9 protein-coding genes and 4 pseudogenes (1 of these 13 running past the window's edge) are annotated in these 19,368 nt (G+C 61.1%); 3 read left to right on the forward strand and 10 right to left on the reverse strand.

The genetic code is table 11. The features are described 5' to 3' along the window. The 4 genes from EI171_RS00285 to EI171_RS00300 form a co-directional block, all read right to left on the reverse strand. A protein-coding gene (locus tag EI171_RS00285; RefSeq protein ID WP_161532263.1) for a non-ribosomal peptide synthetase crosses the window boundary here: on the reverse strand, positions 1 to 2,450 show its 5' end (the start). 4,843 nt of this gene lie to the left of the window's left edge; only the first 2,450 of its 7,293 coding nucleotides appear in the window; its start codon is at positions 2,448 to 2,450; the stop codon falls past the left edge of the window. Next, positions 2,447 to 12,130 (reverse strand): non-ribosomal peptide synthetase/type I polyketide synthase, encoded by a 9,684-nt coding sequence (locus tag EI171_RS00290; RefSeq protein ID WP_161532264.1) that lies wholly within the window; start codon positions 12,128 to 12,130, stop codon positions 2,447 to 2,449. Before EI171_RS00290 ends, EI171_RS00285 begins: the two co-directional genes overlap by 4 nt. A gap of 198 nt (positions 12,131 to 12,328) precedes the next feature. Continuing rightward, positions 12,329 to 12,658 (reverse strand): hypothetical protein, encoded by a 330-nt coding sequence (locus EI171_RS00295; protein WP_161532265.1) that lies wholly within the window; start codon positions 12,656 to 12,658, stop codon positions 12,329 to 12,331. A 370-nt stretch (positions 12,659 to 13,028) separates the two neighbouring features. Beyond that, complete coding sequence (locus tag EI171_RS00300; RefSeq protein WP_161532266.1) at positions 13,029 to 13,802, reverse strand: thioesterase II family protein; 774 nt, start codon at positions 13,800 to 13,802, stop codon at positions 13,029 to 13,031. 76 nt (positions 13,803 to 13,878) lie between these two features. On the opposite strand from EI171_RS00300, the gene EI171_RS00305 reads away from it, so the two are divergent. The 3 genes from EI171_RS00305 to EI171_RS00315 all read left to right on the forward strand — a co-directional run bounded on the left by EI171_RS00305 (position 13,879) and on the right by EI171_RS00315 (position 15,355). After that, positions 13,879 to 14,628, forward strand: a complete 750-nt coding sequence (locus EI171_RS00305) for a hypothetical protein (protein WP_161532267.1) — start codon at positions 13,879 to 13,881, stop codon at positions 14,626 to 14,628. Positions 14,629 to 14,663: 35 nt separating this feature from the next. Continuing rightward, positions 14,664 to 15,038, forward strand: coding sequence for a hypothetical protein (locus EI171_RS00310; protein ID WP_161532268.1), 375 nt, complete (start codon positions 14,664 to 14,666; stop codon positions 15,036 to 15,038). Positions 15,039 to 15,115: 77 nt separating this feature from the next. After that, positions 15,116 to 15,355, forward strand: a complete 240-nt coding sequence (locus tag EI171_RS00315) for an MbtH family NRPS accessory protein (RefSeq protein ID WP_161532269.1) — start codon at positions 15,116 to 15,118, stop codon at positions 15,353 to 15,355. 40 nt (positions 15,356 to 15,395) lie between these two features. Here the strand turns inward: EI171_RS00315 and EI171_RS00320 are convergent. The 6 genes and pseudogenes from EI171_RS00320 to EI171_RS00345 all read right to left on the reverse strand — a co-directional run. Next, positions 15,396 to 15,878 (reverse strand): annotated as a pseudogene (locus EI171_RS00320) (type IV secretory system conjugative DNA transfer family protein); the annotation flags it as partial. Positions 15,879 to 16,012: 134 nt separating this feature from the next. Beyond that, complete coding sequence (locus EI171_RS46565; RefSeq protein WP_371740237.1) at positions 16,013 to 16,147, reverse strand: hypothetical protein; 135 nt, start codon at positions 16,145 to 16,147, stop codon at positions 16,013 to 16,015. A 448-nt stretch (positions 16,148 to 16,595) separates the two neighbouring features. After that, positions 16,596 to 16,919, reverse strand: a pseudogene (locus EI171_RS00330) (transposase); the annotation flags it as partial. A gap of 22 nt (positions 16,920 to 16,941) precedes the next feature. Then, complete coding sequence (locus tag EI171_RS00335) at positions 16,942 to 18,210, reverse strand: IS256 family transposase (protein WP_038952271.1); 1,269 nt, start codon at positions 18,208 to 18,210, stop codon at positions 16,942 to 16,944. Between the two features lie 87 nt (positions 18,211 to 18,297). Then, positions 18,298 to 19,047, reverse strand: a pseudogene (locus EI171_RS00340) (IS110 family transposase); the annotation flags it as partial. A gap of 89 nt (positions 19,048 to 19,136) precedes the next feature. Continuing rightward, a pseudogene (locus EI171_RS00345) lies at positions 19,137 to 19,315 on the reverse strand (IS3 family transposase); the annotation flags it as partial. Positions 19,316 to 19,368: the final 53 nt, after the last annotated feature.

The following is a 19,368-nucleotide window of genomic DNA, read 5'->3' on the forward strand; positions in this document are numbered from 1 at the left end:
GGAACAGTATGGCCAGAACTGTGCGGCGCGCATTCCCAGGCCGTCACGTCGATGGCGGCCTCGGTCGGTCCATAAAGGTTATGCAGCCGGGCCGGGATGCGTTTGAAGAAGGCATCGCGCAAATCCACGCCGAGCGCCTCGCCACTGCAAATCACCGTCCTAAGGCCATCGCAACGTCCCAGCCCCGGTTCATTGAGAAATGCCCGCAGCATCGAGGGTACAAAGTGGATGACCGTAACGCGCTGCCGCGCGATCAGCTCGACCAGATAGGCGGCGTCCTTATGGCCTTCGGGTCGCGCCACCACCAGCCGCGCACCGGTGATCAAAGGCCAAAACACCTCCCACACCGACACGTCGAAACCCAATGGCGTTTTCTGCAACACGCGGTCGTCGTCACTCAATCGGTAGGCGTCTTGCATCCACAGCAGGCGGTTACATATCCCGCGATGGGAGTTGAGCGCAGCCTTCGGCTTCCCGGTCGAGCCCGACGTGTAGATCGCGTAGGCCAAATTATCGGGATCGATATCGACCACCAGCCGTTCGCTGCTTTCGGCATCGAAGCAACTCCCATCGTGGTCCACGGACACGAGCGCCGCACTGGTGGCCGGAAGGGAGCCCGAGAGATGACTCTGCGTCATCACCACTGAAACGCCGGGGTCGCTTGCCATAAACGTCAGGCGATCGCGCGGATATGTAGGATCGAGCGGGAGATAGGCACCGCCCGCCTTGAGGACGCCGAGGAGGCAGACCACCATCGCGACCGAACGTTCGGCCTGAATGCCCACCAGCATATCCGGGCCCACGCCGAGGCGGCGAAGGTGGTGGGCCACGCGGGTGGCACGTCGATCCAACTCGGCATAGCTGACGACGCGGCCGTCAAACTCCAGTGCAACCGCCTCCGGGGTCCGGTCGGCCTGTCGCTCAAACAGGGAATGAAGGAGCATCGGGCCAGGAAAGGATACTTGCGTGGCATTCCAGCTGCAGATCTCGCGACGCTCGGCTTCGCCCAGCAACGGAAGCCCGCCGAGCCGCAAATCCGCGTCTCCGATCACCGCCCGAAGCATGACTTCGAGGTGACCGACCAACCGCGCCATGGTTTCGGCTTCAAACAGATCGGTGCTGTATTCGAGATCGATCTCCAAACCCTGCTTGCCGCGGGTGGCCTGCAACGTCAGATCGAATTTCGACGTGCCGCAGTCAACCTCCAGGAGCGTCAGCTTAAGGTCCGCCAGTACCAACGGAGGCATCGGCATGTTCTGAAGCACGAACGCGACCTGAAAGAGCGGCGTATGGCTTAGCCGTCGCTCCGGCCGCAGTTCCTCCACAAGCTTCTCGAATGGAAGGTCCTGGTGCTCAAAAGCCCCCATCGCGCTCCGCCGCACCCTGGCAAGCAACTCACGGAAGCTCGGATCGCCCGAGAGGTCGGTGCGAATTGGCAGCGTATTGACGAAGAATCCGATCAGGGATTCGGTTTCGGCGCGATTGCGATTGGCGATGGGGCATCCGACGCAGATGCTGGCCTGCCCCGCATATCGGAAAAGGGCGCCCTTGAATGCCGCGAGCAACGCCATGAACAGGGTCACGCGCTCACGCTGGCACAGCGCTTCGAGGCCTTGGGTCAAGGCTTCGGAGAGCTTTGTGCGATAATGCGCGCCGCGATATGTCTGGATTGCAGGCCGTGACCGATCGGTGGGCAACTGGAGCATGGGAGCAGCGCTGTCGATCTGCTGCTTCCAATAGTCCAGCTGGGTTGCCAACGCGCCGTCGACCAGCCACTGGTGCTGCCAGCGCGTGAAGTCGGAATACTGGATCGCGAGTTCCGGCAAAGGTGATGCCAGTCCCTTTGAAAAAGCGTCGTAAAGCGTCGCCAGCTCGCGGACGAAAACGCCGATCGACCAGCCGTCCGAGACAATGTGATGCATCGTCAGGACAAAAACGTGCTCGCGCTCTCCGATCCGCAACAGTCGCGCACGAACGAGAGGTCCGGTGACCAGATCGAACGGACGCCGGATTTCCTCCTCGACCCGTTTCAACATTTCGCGCCACCGTTGCTCCGGCGCAACCGCGCCAAGATTGATCAACGGCAAATCCAGCGGCGGCGCCTGGACCACCCGCAAGCGCGCAAATACACCATCGTCCACGATCGCCGAGCGCAGGATCTCGTGGCGCCGCATAATTTCATTCAAGCTGCGGTGCAGGGCATCGACGTCAAGCGGCCCCTCCAGATGAAGTGCCGCCGGAACGTTGTAGAACGCGTTTCCCGGCTCCAGTCGATCGAGAAACCAAAGCCGCTGCTGCGCGAACGATAGCGGGAAGGTTTCCGGTTTATCCGAGTCGTGCGCGATAATGTTCCGCGGAGACGCTGTCTCCGCGGCCGCCATCTGCGCCACCAGGGAATCGAGCTGTTGCTGCGAGAGCGCTGCGATGCGTCGCTCAAATATCTCGTTCATGGTCGGCTGCCGATCTGTGCCTGCGGCTCGTCAAACACGGAAGCCTCGATCGCGGTGAGTGCGACATCATTGATCTTCCTAGCCAGTTCGCTGATGATGATGGCTGACAAGTGTTTCACGGTCGGAGTTTCAAAGATCGCTCGCAATGGCATCTCGAGGCGAAAGATTTTGCGTACGCGCGAGACGACCTGGGTGGCCAGCAGCGAATGTCCTCCGAGCTCGAAGAAGTTGTCATTCACACCTATCCGATTGACATTGAGAACCTGGCTGAAAACCGATACCAGGGTGTTCTCAACGGAATTACCGGGGGGAACGAACGCCTCCCGCACGTTCGGCCGCTCGAAGTCTGGTTTTGGAAGCCGAACGCGGTCGAGTTTGCCGTTGGCCGTAAGGGGCAGATTCTGCTGAATGACAAAGACTGTCGGAACCATATGCTCCGGAAGGATGCGGCCGAGATGCTCGCGCAGCGCGGGCTCGAGCCGGCGGGCGACGTGCTGCTGGGATGGTGCATTCGCGAACCGGCTCGACGGCGCGACGACCTTCGGCTCCAGCAGCGACAAGGCGGCTTTTTCCGATACGTCCGAATTACGACGCCGAAACAGCACCTCGATCAGTCCGTCGGCGCCGGTGCCGCTCCAGGTGACGTGAACCGCGTAGGAGAGGCGTTCGCCGAGATCGAATAGGTCCTCCGGTTCTATTCCGGAAGCGTGCGCAAGCCTGGCGGAATCGGCGTCGGCGGACTCGTCCAATGCGGGGTCAAGGGCGGTGACCGCCGACGCGAGGCGCGCGTTTGGAATCCGCCGCACCAACAGCACGGGAAACCGGTTCATCTTCAATCGGCGCTCGAGCCGCGCGATCGTCAGTCGGTCTTTGCTCCAGTCCACCTCAGCATATTCCGCAACCGGGGGAATCGGCTCATCCGTCACATGGAGCACTACGTCGTAGCGAAACCGCGTCAGCTCGTTGTGGAAGCGGCCGCGCTTGACCCGAATTTCGACCAATCCGATGGACGGCTGACGCTGCTTCAGCGCGATGAAGAAAGCAGGATCAATGACCAGCTCATGCTCCCGCTCCTTGCGGCGCTGCGCCATCGTCCTGATAGCCGAAAACGACGTCGAGGGAGCTGCATTGTGCAGCACAACTGATATGTGGAATGCATCGATCAGCGCGAGGCTGCGAACATCGCCGACGAATATGGCCCCGCCCGGCTTCGCAGCCTCGACCGCACCCTCCAGTACACGGGTCAGGTAATCAGTGCTGGGGAACAGCTGGGTAATCGAGTTCAGCACCACGAGATCGAAAGACCTTGTCGCGATGCCCTCGAAATCGTCTGCGGCGCGTTCGAGCAATTCGACGCAACGATGGTTCGGGCCGAGCCCGGCGAGCTGGCGGCCGACATATTGAAGGGCAGCGCCGGAGAAGTCCGTGCCGATGTAACGAGCGCAGCGCGAAGCGACACGGAACAGCAAGAGCCCGGTGCCGCAGCCGATCTCGAGGATCTGCGCGGGTCGCCGTTCCAAAATCTGACTAACTGTACGATCGACCCATTCTTTCATTTCCTGTCTGGGGATCATTTCGCCGGTGTAGCTGCTCTTCCAGCCCGCGATGTTGAATGTTGGGTCGGCTGTCGGCGCGCCCTCGCGGTAGGTTTCATCGAATACCGTTCGCCAATGGGCCAATTGATCGGCTTCGATTTCTGCTGCACCGCCGCCGTCACCCGCATCGGGCGCCACGCCGCGCTGGGCGGGCACCACATACGCAACAAGTCGGCCGGAAGCGACGCTCTCGTCGAGGGCGACGGCCGCGTCCGCCACCGTCTCGTGTTGCTTCAGAACCGCCTCGATCTCTCCAAGCTCGACCCGAAACCCCCGGATCTTGACCTGATGGTCGATGCGACCATGGAACGAGATAGAGCCATCGTGACGATGGCATCCCGTGTCGCCTGACCGGTATAGTCTGGCACCCGGCGTCGGACTGAACGGATTCGGGATGAACCGTTCCGCGGTTAGTCCGGGCTGGTTGAGGTAACCAAGTGCGAGACCCGACCCGCCGATACATAACTCCCCGCGCGCGCCGACCGGAACGAGGTCGTGAAGCGCGTCGAGAACGTATACCTGCATGTCCGGGATAGGCACGCCGACGACGCTACCGTAGTCGCGCTCCGGCTCGAGCGGATCGAATTGCCTGAAGGTCACGTGCACGGTCGTCTCGGTAATACCGTACATGTTGATCATTCGGGGACGCACCTGAGCGTACCAAGCCGGCAAATGGCGCAGGTTTTGCAAATCGAGCGTTTCGCCGCCGAAGATCACGAGGCGGATCGGTGGCCGGACCAAGGCCCCCGCCGGGTTTTCTTCGGCGACAAGTTGGCGAAACGCCGAAGGCGTCTGGTTGAGAATGGTTACACCTTCGGCACAGAGCAGGCGTTGGAATGCTTCCGGCGAGCGGCTGACCTCATACGGCACGATGACCAGGCGTCCGCCATGAAGAAACGCGCCCCACATCTCCCAGACCGAGAAGTCAAAGGAAAATGAATGGAAAAGCGTCCAGACGTCCTGCTCGTCGAACGCAAACAAGGTCCGCGTGGCGCTGAAGAGCCGGGCGATATTCGCATGCGGTATGAGCACGCCCTTTGGGGTTCCTGTGGAACCTGAAGTGTAGAGCAGATAGGCAGGGTCGCCCGGAGTCGCGCTGGGATCGGGATCGGTTTGCGGCTCGCCGGCGACTGTCTCGAATTCGGGAGTGAACAGGAGAACCTGCCGGTCGAACACGGGAAGGCGGTCGCCGAGCGACGTCTGCGCCAGCAGGATCGACGCCGCGGAGTCCTTGAGCATGAAAGCAAGGCGATCCGCTGGATAGCGCGGATCGAGGGCCAGGTAGGCGCCGCCGGCCTTGAGGGTGGCGATGATGGCCACCACGAACTCGATGGAGCGCTCCATGAAAATGCCAACGATCCGACCTGGACGAACCCCGCCGCGGCGCAAACGATGCGCCAGCCTGTTGGCCCGGCTATTGAGCTCGGCATAGCTGAGCCACGTCTCGCCGCATTTGACCGCGACCGACTCTGCATTGCACAGCGCAGACGACTCGAACATCTCATGGACAGAGAGCGGAACGGGAAAATCCCGGTCCGGACGATTCCATTGCGAGAGGATCAACCCGCGCTCGGTCTCCGACAGCACCGGGAGGGCTGAAATTCGCTGCGCTGGATCGGCCACCACCCCGGCGAGCAGCGTGCTGTAGCCGTCCAGAATTCGTTCGATGGTTTGCCTCTCGAACAGATCGGTATCGAACTCGCACTCGAGCACGATGCCCCCCGGGGTCTCGGCCAGTTCAAAAATGAGGTCGAGTTCCGACGTTTCGTTGTCCACCTGCGCAAGCGGTGGCACAAGGCTGAGCTGAAGCGCACCCGCGTTCCACGTTCCGGGCGTACGCCCCGTGAAAGTGTGCATCACAAAGGCAATGTCGTAGAGCGGGTTGCGGTTGCCCTTGCGAACCGGATTCACCGCCTCGACGATCTTGTCGAAGGGGCAACCACCATTCGCGAACGCATCCATGGCAGCCCGTTCTATCCTGGCAATGAATTCCCTGGCGCTCAGATTGCCCGACACCTCGGCTCGAAGAGGCAGATGATTGGTGAAGTCGCCGACCACGACCTCGAACTCCGGCCGACTTCGTGTGGTGATGGTCGTACCTACCGAGATGTCTCGCTGACCTGTCAATCTGAACAGGAGCATCTTCATCGCGGCCAGCATGACGACGAAGAGCGTGACCTCGCATTCTTTACTCAACGCGGTGAGCCGATCGGTCAGTTCGACCGCAAGCGTGCGGGTCAGCCTCTGGCCGTGATTCCGAAAAGTCGCGGGACGCCGCCGGTCGGTCGGTATCGACAGCGAGAAAGCGGCGCCTGCCAACGTTTCGCGCCAGTAGGCCGATTCGCGCGAAAGGCCATCGACCGTGTGCTGCGCCTGCTGCCAAACCGCAAAATCCGCATACTGCAGTTGCGGCTCGCTCAGCGGCGACGGCTTGCCTGTCGAGAAAGCCTGGTAAAGTGCCGCCAACTCGGGTAGCAGGATTCCCAGGATCGACCAGCCATCGGCAACGATGTGATGCATCACTACCACGAGAATGCATTCCGCATCGGCGATCCGCAGCAGCGTCGTGCGCATGACCTGACCGGCGGTCGGATCCAATGGCCGCTTCGCCTCCTCCACCATCAGCCGCTGTGCTTCGCTGCGCGCCTTGCCCTCCGGCAGGGAACGCAGGTCCAGTACTGGGAGGAATGCAGGGGCGGGATTCGAGGGCACCTGGCGTGGCTCGCCGTCGATTACGCGAAAAGTCGTGCGCAGGACCTCATGGCGTCTTTGCAATTCCGTCAGGCCGCGCTCCAATGCGGACACATCCAATCTGCCGCGCAGCCGTATCGCCGTCGGAATGCTGTAGGCCGCCTGGTTCGAAGAGATCTGGTGAAGCACCCAAAGCGAGTGCTGCGAGGCCGACAGCGGAAATGACCGCATCGGGGACACAGCATCTCGACCGAGGAGAGTGACCACATCGGCCTGCATTGCAGTCGGTGCGACACGCTGCTCAATGAGCTCCACGAGGCTTCTGATGTTGGCGCGCTGCAGCAACTTCGCCATGGGAACCTGCAGGCCGAAGTCTGCCTGGATGCGGTTTCTCAATTTCAACGCCAGGATTGAATCGAACCCCAAGTGAGTGAGAGATTGAACGGGATCAATGTGGTCCGGGGCGGCCATCAGCATCGAGGCAACATGCAGGCGCAGGTAACGTTCGATCAGTAACCGCTGCTCTTGCGGCAGCGCAGCAAGGACCCCGGCCGGAGTCGGAATTCGCTCCAGGTCCGCGTCCGGCGGTCCTGGGGCAGCCGACCCGCCCTCGCGCTGCGATGCCGGGATCTCGGCATCGGCGGCATCGGCGCCAGAACTTTGCGCCGCTTCCGCGGCTCGCGGCGGCGCAATGCCCCAGTAACGCCTTCGCTCAAACGGATACGTGGGAAGCCGCACCCGGCGGGGCCGCAGCGGCGCGGCGATGCCGGCCATATCGACATCGACTCCCCGCGTCGAAAGCGCGGCAGCGGCATTTAGCATCATGCCCCAATCGTCCTCGCCCTCCTTTAGTGACGGAATAAAAACTGCGTCGGTGTCATCGATGCATCCGGGACCAAGGCCGCTCAAAACGGCGCCCGGTCCGATCTCGAGAAACAGCCGCCATCCCTGGCGGGCCAGACAGCTCATTCCGTCGGCGAACCGAACCGGTTCGCGGGCCTGGCGCCTCCAGCTCGCGGCACTCGGAGCGGTATTGACCGCCTTGCCGGTCAAGTTGGAAATCAGCGTGATGCGCGGGGTGCACGATACGACCTGTTGCGCGGCCCGCTCCAATCCGTCGAGTGCGTCATCCATCACCGGCGAGTGAAACGCATGCGAGACGCTGAGCCGCCGCGTCTCAAATCCGGCAGCGCCGAACCCAGCGAGCAAATCATCGACAGCCGACTTATCGCCCGAGATCACGATATTTCGCGGGCCGTTGACGGCGGCAATTGCCACATGGGCGCTATGCGGAGCAAGCGCTGCCGCCACCGTCGCCTCGTCGGCGAATACCGCCGCCATGGCGCCTCGCCGCGGCAGCGCCTGCATGAGCCGCGCGCGCTCGGCGACGAGCAGCAGCCCTTCCTCCCAGGTGAGTGCGCCGGCCACGCAAGCGGCCGCATACTCGCCGAGGCTGTGTCCCATAACAGCCACGGGCTCGACTTTCCACGACCGCCAGACTTCGGCGAGTGCGATTTGTAGTGCAAACAGCGCAGGTTGGGCGTAAATCGCCGCATTGAGCTTTACGGCTTGATCCGGTCGCGATTGCAGCGCCGTCAACAGAGGAGCGCGGCCATAAACACTCGCGAGCTTCGACTGGAGCATCTCATTGCAAGCATCGAGCACTTGCCGAAATCTCGGATGCATTTCGTAGAGCTGACGACCCATTTCGACATATTGAGATCCTTGCCCGGTGAATAAGAACACCACGCCGGGTTGCCGCGAGCCGGTGACGTGCCCGACATGCCCAGCGCCGATATTGCCGGAAGCAAAAGCGGCAAGCCCCTTTCGCAACTCGATCTCGGAATTTGCCACCACGCCAAGACGGTGCGGCAGGACGGCGCGCGCCACGCCCGCCGTGAAGCAGACGTCCGCCAGCGACAGCGACGGATATTCTGCAAGATGCCGTTCGAACCGGGTCGCGAGTTCGCGGAGCGCTGCGCCGGTCGCAGCAGACAGGCGCAGCAAATGGGGTCGGCCATCATCGCAAGTGTGCACCGGCAATGTCGGCGCCTCCTCGACAACGACATGAACATTGGTTCCGCTAAATCCGAAAGAGCTCACGCCCGCGAGGCGCGGCACATCGCCTCGGCGCCACTTGACCGGCTGAGTAGGAATCGTCACCGGCAAATCGCCCCAGGCAATGTGGGGGCTGGGCGTGCGGAAATGCAGGTTCGCCGGAATTGTCCCACCCTGCATCGACAACACTACCTTGAAGAGTCCGGCGATGCCGGAGGCTGCCTCCAGGTGTCCGATATTGGTCTTCACCGAACCCACGATCAGAGGATCACCCTTGCAACGACCAACCGCCAACGCGGCCGCGATGGCATTGATTTCGATCGGGTCGCCGAGTGCTGTCCCCGTCCCGTGTGCCTCTATGTAGCTGACGCGAAGTGGCGGCACTCCGGTTTGTGCAAGCGCGGCGCGAATGACCGCCTGCTGAGCGCTGGGATTCGGTGCGGTGAGACCATTGCTGCGGCCGTCCTGATTGACCGCTGATCCGCGTATCACCGCAAGCACGCTGTCGCCATCCGCGAGCGCGTCCCGGAGCAGCTTTAGCACGACCACGCCGCATCCCTCGGAGCGGACATAGCCATCCGCCTCCGCCGAAAAGCTCTTGCAACGCCCTTCAGGCGACAGCATCCCTGCCTTGCACAGGCCGATAGACAGGTAGGGCGAAAGGATTGCGTTGACCCCACCCGCGAGCGCCATGTCGCATTCGCCAGTACGCAAGCTCTGGCATGCTAGGTGAACGGCCATCAAAGATGACGAGCAAGCGGTGTCCACCGCAACGCTCGGCCCATCAAGACCGAGCAGGTAGGACACGCGTCCGGCCGCGACGCTCGAGGCGCTACCTGTCGCGGTATAGCCGTCTATCTGAGTCGGGGCGGCCATCCGCATGCGGCCGTAGTCGCTGTTGCCGATCCCAATAAACACGCCGGTCCGGCGTCGAGTCCGGGGGTCGCGTCCTTGCCCGGCCCGCTCTAGCGCCTCCCAGCTCAGTTCGGCCACGAGCCGCTGCTGTGGATCAAGCCCGATCGCCTCGCGGGCGGAGATCCCGAATAAGGCCGCATCGAACTTATCGATATCTTCGATGAAACCGCCGTGACGCGTGTAGATCTTTCCCGGAGCCTCGGGGTCCGGATCGTAGAATGCGACGTTGTCCCAGCGGTTGGCAGGAACTTCGGCGATAGCGTCGAATCCGTTCAGAAGGAGCTGCCAAAGCGCTTCGGGACTGCCGGCGCCGGGAAAGCGACAGGCCATGCCGATGATGGCGACAGGCTCCGGGCCGAGCGTCCGCGTGGGCGCGGCCTTCAAATTGGCAACGGTCGGCCGTATCTCGATCGCGAGATGCCGTGAAAGGGCGTCGATGGTTGGATGTTCATACACCACCACGGGCGAGACGGCGCGGCCGAGCCAGTTCGCCATATCACCCGATAGACCAAGTGCGTGCCGCGAGCTCATTCCGAAGGACGAGAATAGCGCGCCTGGGTCCAGTTCGGCGGACGATACGTGCAGATTGCGCTCCAGCCACGTAAATAACCACGCCTCTATGTCGGCCTTCTTGATCCCCCGAGGCGGTCCGATCTCCGCCTCAGGATCGCCTGACTTACCGGGGTGCCTCTCCGGCATGCGCCAGTCCGCAACGATGTCGAAAGCGCCCGCGAGGAAATTATTGCGGCACTCGCTGCGCTGTATCTTTCCACTGCTCGTCTTTGGGATCGTGCCGGGAGTAATGAAGGCTATCGCATAAAGCGCGAGGTCGTGGTGCTTCGAAACTGCATCACGGATCGTCCCCGCCACGAAAGCGGCGTCCGGCATCGTGGCGTTCGTCACTTCATACACGACGACAACGCGTTCCTCCTCACCGACATCGACCGAAAAGACCGCACCACACCCCGCGCGAACGATCGAGGTGCACCGTTCGACTGTGTGCTCGATGTCCTGAGGGTAATGGTTCTCGCCATTGATGATGAGCAAGTCCTTGTGGCGGCCGGCCATGTAGAGTTCGCCATCTCTCACGAAGCCGAGATCGCCGCTGCGCAGAAAGGGACCCTCGCCGGTCTCCTTCAAGTAAGCGTGGAACGTGGCGGCCGATGCATCGGGCGCGTTCCAGTATCCACGCGCCACCGAGCCGCCCATGACCCATATCTCGCCGACACGACCGGGTGGGCAGCGGATTGCCGTATTGGGGTCAACGATCTCAATCCGCGTGCCCAGAACCGACGTGCCGCATGACGCCAACACGCTTACCTTGCGCTCCCCCGGTGCCGCGTCGACAATCCGGTTGCGCCCAAGCTCGTCACTCGACACCGAACAGAAACTGACGTGCGAGCGGCGGCGCGAGCATATCACCAACGTCGCCTCGGCGAGGCCGTAGCTCGCGATGTAGGCGTCCGAACGGAAGCCGCACGCGGCGAAAGTCTCCGCAAAACGGTCCAGCGTGTGTTGACGAATGGGCTCGGCGGCATTCGGAAATGCGCGCCATGACGACAAATCCAGCGACAAGCGTTGCTCGGGTGTGGTTTTCCGTAGGCAGAGCTCAAGGGCAAAGTTCGGGCTGCTGCTATGAGTACAGCGATAACGTGAGATACCGCGAAGCCATCGCACGGGATGCTGGACCATCGCTTCTGGCGACATCAGATGACAATGGATCATCTCGAAGAGGGGTTGAATGATGCCCTCCACGATGCCCCAATCATGGAAAAGTGGTAGCCAGATGAACGAGGAACTCTCCGGCGTATAGCGATGCAAGTCCGATAGGGCCGCCGCTTCGTGAAGCAAATTGCCGTGGGTCAGGATTACTCCCCGCGGCGTTGCGGTCGACCCGGACGTATATTGAAGATAAGCGACGTCGTTATTGCTGGTGGCCACACCGCGCCACTGCTGCGCCAGCGCGACATCGATGTCCGCGACGGATATCCAGCGGATCACGCGCAGTTCGGGGGCCAGAGTGAGAATCTCGTCGAGCCTCGACATCACCGCTGCATTGGTCAGTATCGCGGCCGGGCGCGCATCGGAGCAGATCGCCCGTAGTCTTCTGGTGGTGCGATCCGGGACTCCGAGACCTATGCGCGGCGGAAACACAGGTACCGCCAGAGCTCCCGCATACATGCAGCCGAACAGCGAGGCTGGATAGTCTAGGCCCGATGGCAGCACCAGCGCTACGCATTGTCCGGACAGCCCATGGCTCTGCAATAGCGCCGCCACGGCCCGGGCGCGGCGATCCAACTGCGCGTAGGTCAGGCTTTCGGCCTCGAATTCGCCGCTCTCCAGGAACGTGTAAGCGTGACGATCCGGATGCTCGTATGCTCTGCGCTGCAGCAGACTGACGATAGAAGCATCGAGAACCATAGACCGTCCTCACTGTGACGGCCGGCGGTGAACCGCTGCCATCGCGATGATCCTTGGTCATTAATCCAGCCGAGCCGCAGCCACGTTCTCTAAAACAAAGCCACGTTCGAGCACGCAAAGCGCGCCCCGGATCTACGATCCAGCCGGATCGCCGTACTATTCAGCGACCGAAACCAGGCCGGCCCACGCCTGCACGCCTCACTTGAGTACAAATTCAGACAGCACACGGCTCTGGCTGGAGATCACAGAGGCCGCAAAGTTTTCAAGCACCGTCTTACCCTTGGCTTGGCCGTGAGTCTTGAGCACAGCGTCTGGAAGCTGCGACCAAGCATCCATATCGCCCAGCGAATTGAGGCCGATCTCGAGAATGATATCGTTGCCTTCGCCGATGAAACTACCGAGAACGCGAATCTCGGTATCCTTTATTGCTGCCGAGTAGGCTTGCAGGATCTCGCCGAGCGATTCTTGAAAAGAAGACCGACTCTGCGGAGAGACCACAAAAGTTATCTGGAAAAAATGCTTAGCCATCTGATCATCCACTCCTACTTTACTGCACTGTAGATTTGACGTTTCAATCGTCCACAAATAATACTACCGGAGCGCGAGGCTACAATAAAGCAGAACGGGCCCGCCCTACTAGTTCCAGTAGGTGCCTAACGGGACTTCTCGGCGATACAGCTTGGCGACACCCGGTGGACTATCCCCCAGCCGCAGTCATGAGCTTTGCGAAGAAGGTGGGGTTGGCGGCGACTTGAGCGTTCTTCTTGTTTGCTGGGCCGGCCTTGGAGGATGAATTGAAGTATCTTTGTTCAAGGAAGCGCTGCGGTGTCGCGCTAAATCCACGCCGAGCAGGTAATTAACATTTCTCCAGAGAGAGACTACGCGTGATCGTTGAAACTCAGATTAGCTCTTCGAGCATTCGGGCGATCACTGGCAGGACATATGTTGCCTGCTTGAGAACGAAAAAGTGATCGCCGGGAAACATATGGAGTCGGCAGGAGCCGGTGGTTTGATTTGCCCAGGCCTCCAGGCCTTCGCGGCTGGTCTCTGGATCGTACAGCCCGCCAAGCACAGAGATCGGACAAGTGAGCGGCTGCTCTGCAGTGCACTGATAGCTCTTCGTGACCTGATAGTCGGCCCGCAGCGTAGGGAGCATGATTTCGAGCAGCGCGGAATTCTCCAGAATCTCTTCAGGTGTTCCGTTGAGACGCCGCACATCAGCGATGAGGTCGGAATCCGATTGCAGGTGCAGCGTGGTGTCTCGGACCGGTTTGCATTGGGGGGCTTGGTGGCCGGACACGAGAATATGAGCCGGTATGCGAAGACCGCCGCGACGAAGCCAGCGGGCGACCTCGAACGCCGACAATGCGCCCATGCTGTGTCCGAAAAGAACATACGGCGAATCGCCGAGGAGAGGCAGGATCGCCGAGCCGACGGCCTCGGCAAGTTGATGCATCGAGGTGAAGGGTGCTTCCCAAATCCGCGAGCCACGTCCCGGCAGCTGGAGTATCAGCAGCTCGACCGTGCTCGGCAGATACGGCGACCACGCGAGGTATGCTGCGGGCGCGCCGCCGGCATGAGGAAAGCAGAAAAGTCGCAGCTTGGCCCGGCTCGGCGACGAGCCGCGCAGAAACCAGCGCACCGGAGGACGGGCGATACTCGTGTCGATCAAATCTCGGCGCTCCCTATTTCATCTGACAATCATATGGCAGCAAACTAATCCCCCAACGAGGCTGGCGAGGCTGGAAATGGAAAACGGAAACTTTGCGTGGGGGTGTCCGTACTTTGCGCCCAAACTGACCCATCCTTCCCCTTATCTTTACCAAGTTCTGTATACGCTAGATATTGCCAAGGGTCGGCTTTTTCACGATCACCTCGTGACCATCGCCGAGGCGCACCGGAAACATCCGAACGGAAACATTTTCGCCTGCTATGGTTCTTGGATCGGTGAAGGCGTCATCACCATGCTTTATCCGATGAGGGACCCTGACGGAATGAGATCGTGGACGCCTCAAGAACAAATTCTGCTCGACATTTATGGTGCAGATGACGGCAAAAAGCTCATCAAGAATTTCGAGGAGACATTGAGAGGCGAGGAGCGGACAGTACTGCGGCATCTGCCCGAATTTAGCAATATTCCCGATCGACCGGAAGGGACCACGTTCGATTACATCTACCACATCGCCGGGACTCGAAGTGCACACAGCAGGACCGCCGAATTCCGCACGCGGGCCACCCACGCGATCGAGGTCAACCGAACACATAAAGACGGTTTCCGATGGATCGCATATGGCGAGCACGGCGCAACACAGGACCGGTTTCACATCTATTTGCCGTTCAGGAAAATGGCGACATTGGATCGGTGGGTCGACATCCTGGACAACAGGCAGATCTCCATTGTCGAAGGAGAACCCTTCAGCCGGACGCTACGATGCGGTCTCACCAATTATCGCACTTACGTCCACGTTCACGTATCAGCCTGCGATCATAGCGGCTGAGTGCTACAACCGGTAAATAATTGCGAGTTCCGCGAATGAGTGCAAGCTATCTTTATTTCCTAACAATCGACGTCAGGACGGGAATGCGTCCGATATTCGATGCGGCGCTGGCCAAGCTTCTGGAAGCCCATGCAAAGCACCCCAAGGGGCTCAGCCGCTTCACGACGAGCTATGACAATATCGCCGGCGCCGGAGATCGAGCCTATCTTATGGTGGAAATGGATGCGCTCGGTGACCAGGACACCTGGGTGCACACTCCCCTCATCGTGATTGAAATATTCGGCCAGGAACAGGGAATTCAGATCCTCGATGACTGGGCGGGATCCCAGATCAGGTGGGAGAGTCAGATCCTGCGTCGGCGCGTCGACGACCGACGCGACGCCGGAGAGGCGAACGTTCCTGCCGCGTGAGAGAGCGGAATCGCGGCCAGCAATGGTTGTCGATATTCAATGATAGAGAACCGATTAACCGCAGATGGACAGCCGAAATGACCGATGCAGAGCAGGATAATGTGGTGTCTTATCGGGTGGTCGTGAACCACGAAGAGCAATACTCGATCTGGCCGGAGTGGAAAGAAATCCCCGCCGGCTGGCGTGACGTCGGAATCGTCGGGACGAAGCAGATGTGTCTCGCCCATATTGAGGAAGTGTGGACAGACATGCGGCCGCTAAGCCTTCGACAGCGCATGGATTCCCAAAAGGATGGCTTGGCCGATACCGACTCGTGAATCGCTTTGCATCGGCCTTCAGCCAATCCACATCCAGCGCAACGACTGAGTCCGGCCAATTGAGCAGGTTCGGAATGACATGGCCCCCCTTCCCCGCGCGGGTTGGGGCGTAGAGGAGGACGTGTTCCGAGCCGCCGAAGCAGAGAAGTTTTCTATCTTTGCGGCCAAGCAGCAGACCCTCCTGGATCGCAGGCCCGCGGCCTTGATCTCGCGCTCGGAGGCTAAACGGGCTCTGCCGTGAAGGGGAAGCGGACGGTGCCGGGGGGATGGCGCCGAGCAGGCCAAAGACCACGATCAGGCCAGCGAGGGTCGACAGCATCAACCAGCGGTCGAAGCGCGCATCGACCCCATAACGTGGCCAGCCTGTGGCGATCTCCGACCAGTGAAAACCGCCATCATGAAGCTGGAGCCCGAGCAGCAGAATATTCGAGGCGACCAGCAGGAAAACGGCGCCGGCTCCGAGCGCAAGCGCGGTGCCGAGGACAGTCTTAACGGGCGTGGTCGCGTTTGCGAAGGGGTTCATAATGGAGTCCCGAAATGCGATACCGACCGTTACGCTTCTGCATCTGGACCACGACGTCGACGAGAGCAGCAAAGCGAACGGATATCGCGATGGAGGTCACGTCCCTCCGCACTCTCCTTGACCAATAATGTCATCTATTCGAAGGCAAGGCGGGCGCTGTCGGCGTGAACGATCGATCCCGGATTTCCTGAATTCACATTTCTGAGGTAAAAGAAGGCGGTGCCGTTGCGCAGCTCCTGCAGCAGAATGCGGTCAGGCCGCATGAGCAAGGACGATTCCTGGAGTTCGCGGGGGCCGATTGTGGCCAGGCCCTGCCCATCCTTGGCATAGAGCAGCTCGGACGCAATTCTGATGTGGGATGGCGAGCTCGGCGGTGCCTTCGATGGTGATGAGCCATTCATGCGCCGGGATCGCGGCAATCAGCGCCTTGTGAAGGTTGACCTTGCCCCCATATGTGGAACGGCCCGCGAGGCAAGAGCTTTTTCAGTCGATTTCACACATTGGAACGGTGCGGTCATATGTCCGGCCTTTGCGCGCGGCACAATATGGCCGCTGGCCTCGATGAGATCCGCGGAACGAGGAGCTAAATCAAGTTTACGCGCTTGAGCGCATTGGGGGCAGTAGCTTCACTCGTTTCGGGATTTCGTCCCATGGGTTCATCGCCTGTTGTTGCACCTCGCCCTCTGCCGGCCTGCGCCGGTCAGATCGTTTTGGCGGTCACTGCGTCACCGCGGCAATCGCCAATGGGTCGGGACGCCGATAAATTCCGCCCTTGTTCAGGAGCGCCCAGATGATCCGCGCCGTCTTATTGGCCTGCGCGACGGCGGCAACCTTGAAGGGGCGTCTGGCGAGAAGCGCCTTCAGCCACGGCCGCGCCCGAACGTCGTTTCGGACAAGCCGCAAGACGGCCGTTGCCCCGACAACGAGGAGAGAGCGGAGTTCTGGATTTCCCATCTTCGATATTCGTCCCAACCGCTCTTTGCCTCCGCTTGAATGAGGCCGCGGCGTCAATCCCAGCCAGGCGGCAAAGGAGCTATGGCTGATTTTGGGTGACGCGGCCTGATCAGGCGGCGTGGCTTTCAGTGTTCGGAATGACTTCGATTCCGTCGATGAACTTTACACCGGCGATGACTTTCGGCAACTGGTTCGTGCTCTTCAATCGCCGCCAGGTCTTCGATGCGGCGTCGATGAGCTTGAACACCATCAGCTTCGCAGTTTGTTGCGACAGCGATCCCTTGGTCCGCACCGTTCGGTGGCGCACCGTGGCGAAGACGCTCTCGATCGGGTTCGAGCTGCGTAGGTGGATCCAGTGCTCAGCAGGGAAGTCGAAGAAGGCGAGCAGCGCATGGCGATCCTTGATCAGGCACTCCACCGCACGTCCGTATTTGACGTGGTATTTCTCGACGAAGACGTCGATCGCGGTTTCAGCTTCGGCCCGGTGTGGGGCCAGATAGATGTTCCGCAGGTCGTTCTTCATGGGGCCCTGCACGGATTTGGCGACCTTGTCGAGTACGTTGCTCACTTTATGGCACCAGCATCGTTGGTGCCGCGTGCCGGGAAAGGCCTCGTCCAGTGCCTTCCAGAAGCCGAGGGCGCCGTCGCCGATGGCGAGTTGCGGGGCAATCCGTAACCCGCGTTGCCGCAGGTCGATCAGGAGTTCGCGCCAGCTCTGCGCGCTCTCGCGCACGCCGACCTGGAAGCCGATCAGCTCCTTCTTGCCTTCCGGCGTGGTGCCAATCAGCACCAGCATGCATTCGCTGTGATCTTCCATGCGGGCCTGCAGGTACACGCCATCGGCCCAGATGTAGACATAGCGACGCGCCGACAGATCGCGTCTCTGCCAGCGTTCGTACTCGACCTGCCAATCGGCCTTCAGGCCGGCGATCACCGAAGGCGACAGGTTCGGCGCATCCTTGCCGAGCAGCGCCGAGAGCGCCTCCTGGAAGTCGCCGGTCGAGATGCCGCGCAAATAGAGGACCGGGATCAAGGCATCCAGGCTCTTCGTCCGCCGCGCCCATAGCGGCAGGATTGCCGAACTGAAGCGGAGGCGGTCGCCTGGCCCGCTCGCTCCGCGGTCGCGGACCTTGGGACGAGCGACCTCCACCGGACCGATGCCGGTCGCAATCTCGCGCACCGGACCGTGCCCATGTCGGACCAGGCGCGCTCGACCGTCGGGCAGCGTCAGATTGGCCGTGCTGGCCAGAAACGCGCCAACCTCGATCTCGATCGCCCTGGCAAGCAGGTCCCGCGCGCCGGCACGAACGATATCGGTCAGTGGATCATCAACCGCGGACGGCTGACGGAAAGCAAGAACATTGGTAGTCTCGGTCATGGCGTATCGCTCTCCTCGAGAGGTTCTGGCAGGCTCGTCACCCGCCTCGATACGCCGCCTTCCTCACACCGTCATCACCCAGATTCCGCCATAGCTCGCGGCAAAGTGGCGAGCCGACTTGAACCCGCCGGGATCCGGCACAAGCGCTTTGATGGTCGCCGCCGTAATGGCGCCGACGCCAGGGATCGTGGTCAACCGACGCATGTCCTCGTCGTGCTTGGCCTCCGCGACGATTGCGCGCTCGAGCCTCTCGATCTGGTCGGCTGAAGCTTCAATCTCGTCGGCAATAGCCATCAGCGCGAAGCGCGCTGCTGCGGGCAGGCGTGCATCTGTCTCATCCCGTATGATTGCGACCAGCGCCTCAACCTTTGCCAGGCCGGCGGTGGCGATGATCCCCAATTCTGCCAGATGCGCGCGCAACGCGTTGACCGACTGCGTTCGCTGCCGCACTAGAAGAGCGCGGGTCTTCAGCACCATCGCGGCAGCCTGTTGCTCAGCCGTCTTAATCGGCACGAAGCGCATGGTCTTTCGGGTCACCGCTTCGCTGATGGCCTCAGCGTCCGCCGCATCCGTCTTGCCACGCTTGACGAAGGGTTTGACATAAGCCGGCGGAATGAGCCGGACCTCATGACCGAGAGCTGCGATCTCGCGCGCCCAATAGTGGGCGCTACCGCATGCTTCCATCCCCACCAGGCATGCTGGCAGCTTCTCAAAGAAACGCAGAACTTCGCTGCGCCGTAGCTTCCGGTTGAACACGGGTGAGCCCTCGGCATCCGCCCCGTGAACCTGGAAAACGTGCTTGGCCAGATCCAGCCCGATGGTGATAACCTGTTTCACGGAACGGTCCCTCCTTTGTGGCGTTCGAACAACGACCACGTTCTAGCACTTTGATGCTGTTGGAGCGGGCCGTTCCACCACATCAAGTTTTATCCAGTTCTGAGTTCGCCCGTGCCGTTGGATTTGCCCGGTTGGGCGGTGGAAGCGCCGGGGGCTGGCGCGGAGCCTTCGGCATAGCGCAGCGCCAGATCCCGGCGCGGTGGCATGTCATCGCGAACTCGGACGGGGTTCTCCATCCGAGCTGCGAGTGTGGTCGTGTGTCGTTGTACAATAAGGCTCAAGAACGCCCACAGGACCGTTCTTCGCGAGGTTCTTTATCGA

Origin of the sequence: Bradyrhizobium sp. LCT2 (assembly GCF_009931255.1) — a bacterium.
GTDB lineage: Bacteria > Pseudomonadota > Alphaproteobacteria > Rhizobiales > Xanthobacteraceae > Bradyrhizobium > Bradyrhizobium diazoefficiens.

Bases quoted from the DNA above. Each gene is read 5' to 3' on its own strand.
- EI171_RS00310 (WP_161532268.1), top strand. From the start codon at position 14,664: ATGAGTGCAAGCTATCTTTATTTCCTAACAATCGACGTCAGGACGGGA.
- EI171_RS00315 (WP_161532269.1), top strand. From the start codon at position 15,116: ATGACCGATGCAGAGCAGGATAATGTGGTGTCTTATCGGGTGGTCGTG.
- EI171_RS00295 (WP_161532265.1), bottom strand. From the start codon at position 12,658: ATGGCTAAGCATTTTTTCCAGATAACTTTTGTGGTCTCTCCGCAGAGT.
- EI171_RS00290 (WP_161532264.1), bottom strand. From the start codon at position 12,130: ATGGTTCTCGATGCTTCTATCGTCAGTCTGCTGCAGCGCAGAGCATAC.
- EI171_RS00305 (WP_161532267.1), top strand. From the start codon at position 13,879: ATGGAAAACGGAAACTTTGCGTGGGGGTGTCCGTACTTTGCGCCCAAA.
- EI171_RS00335 (WP_038952271.1), bottom strand. From the start codon at position 18,210: ATGACCGAGACTACCAATGTTCTTGCTTTCCGTCAGCCGTCCGCGGTT.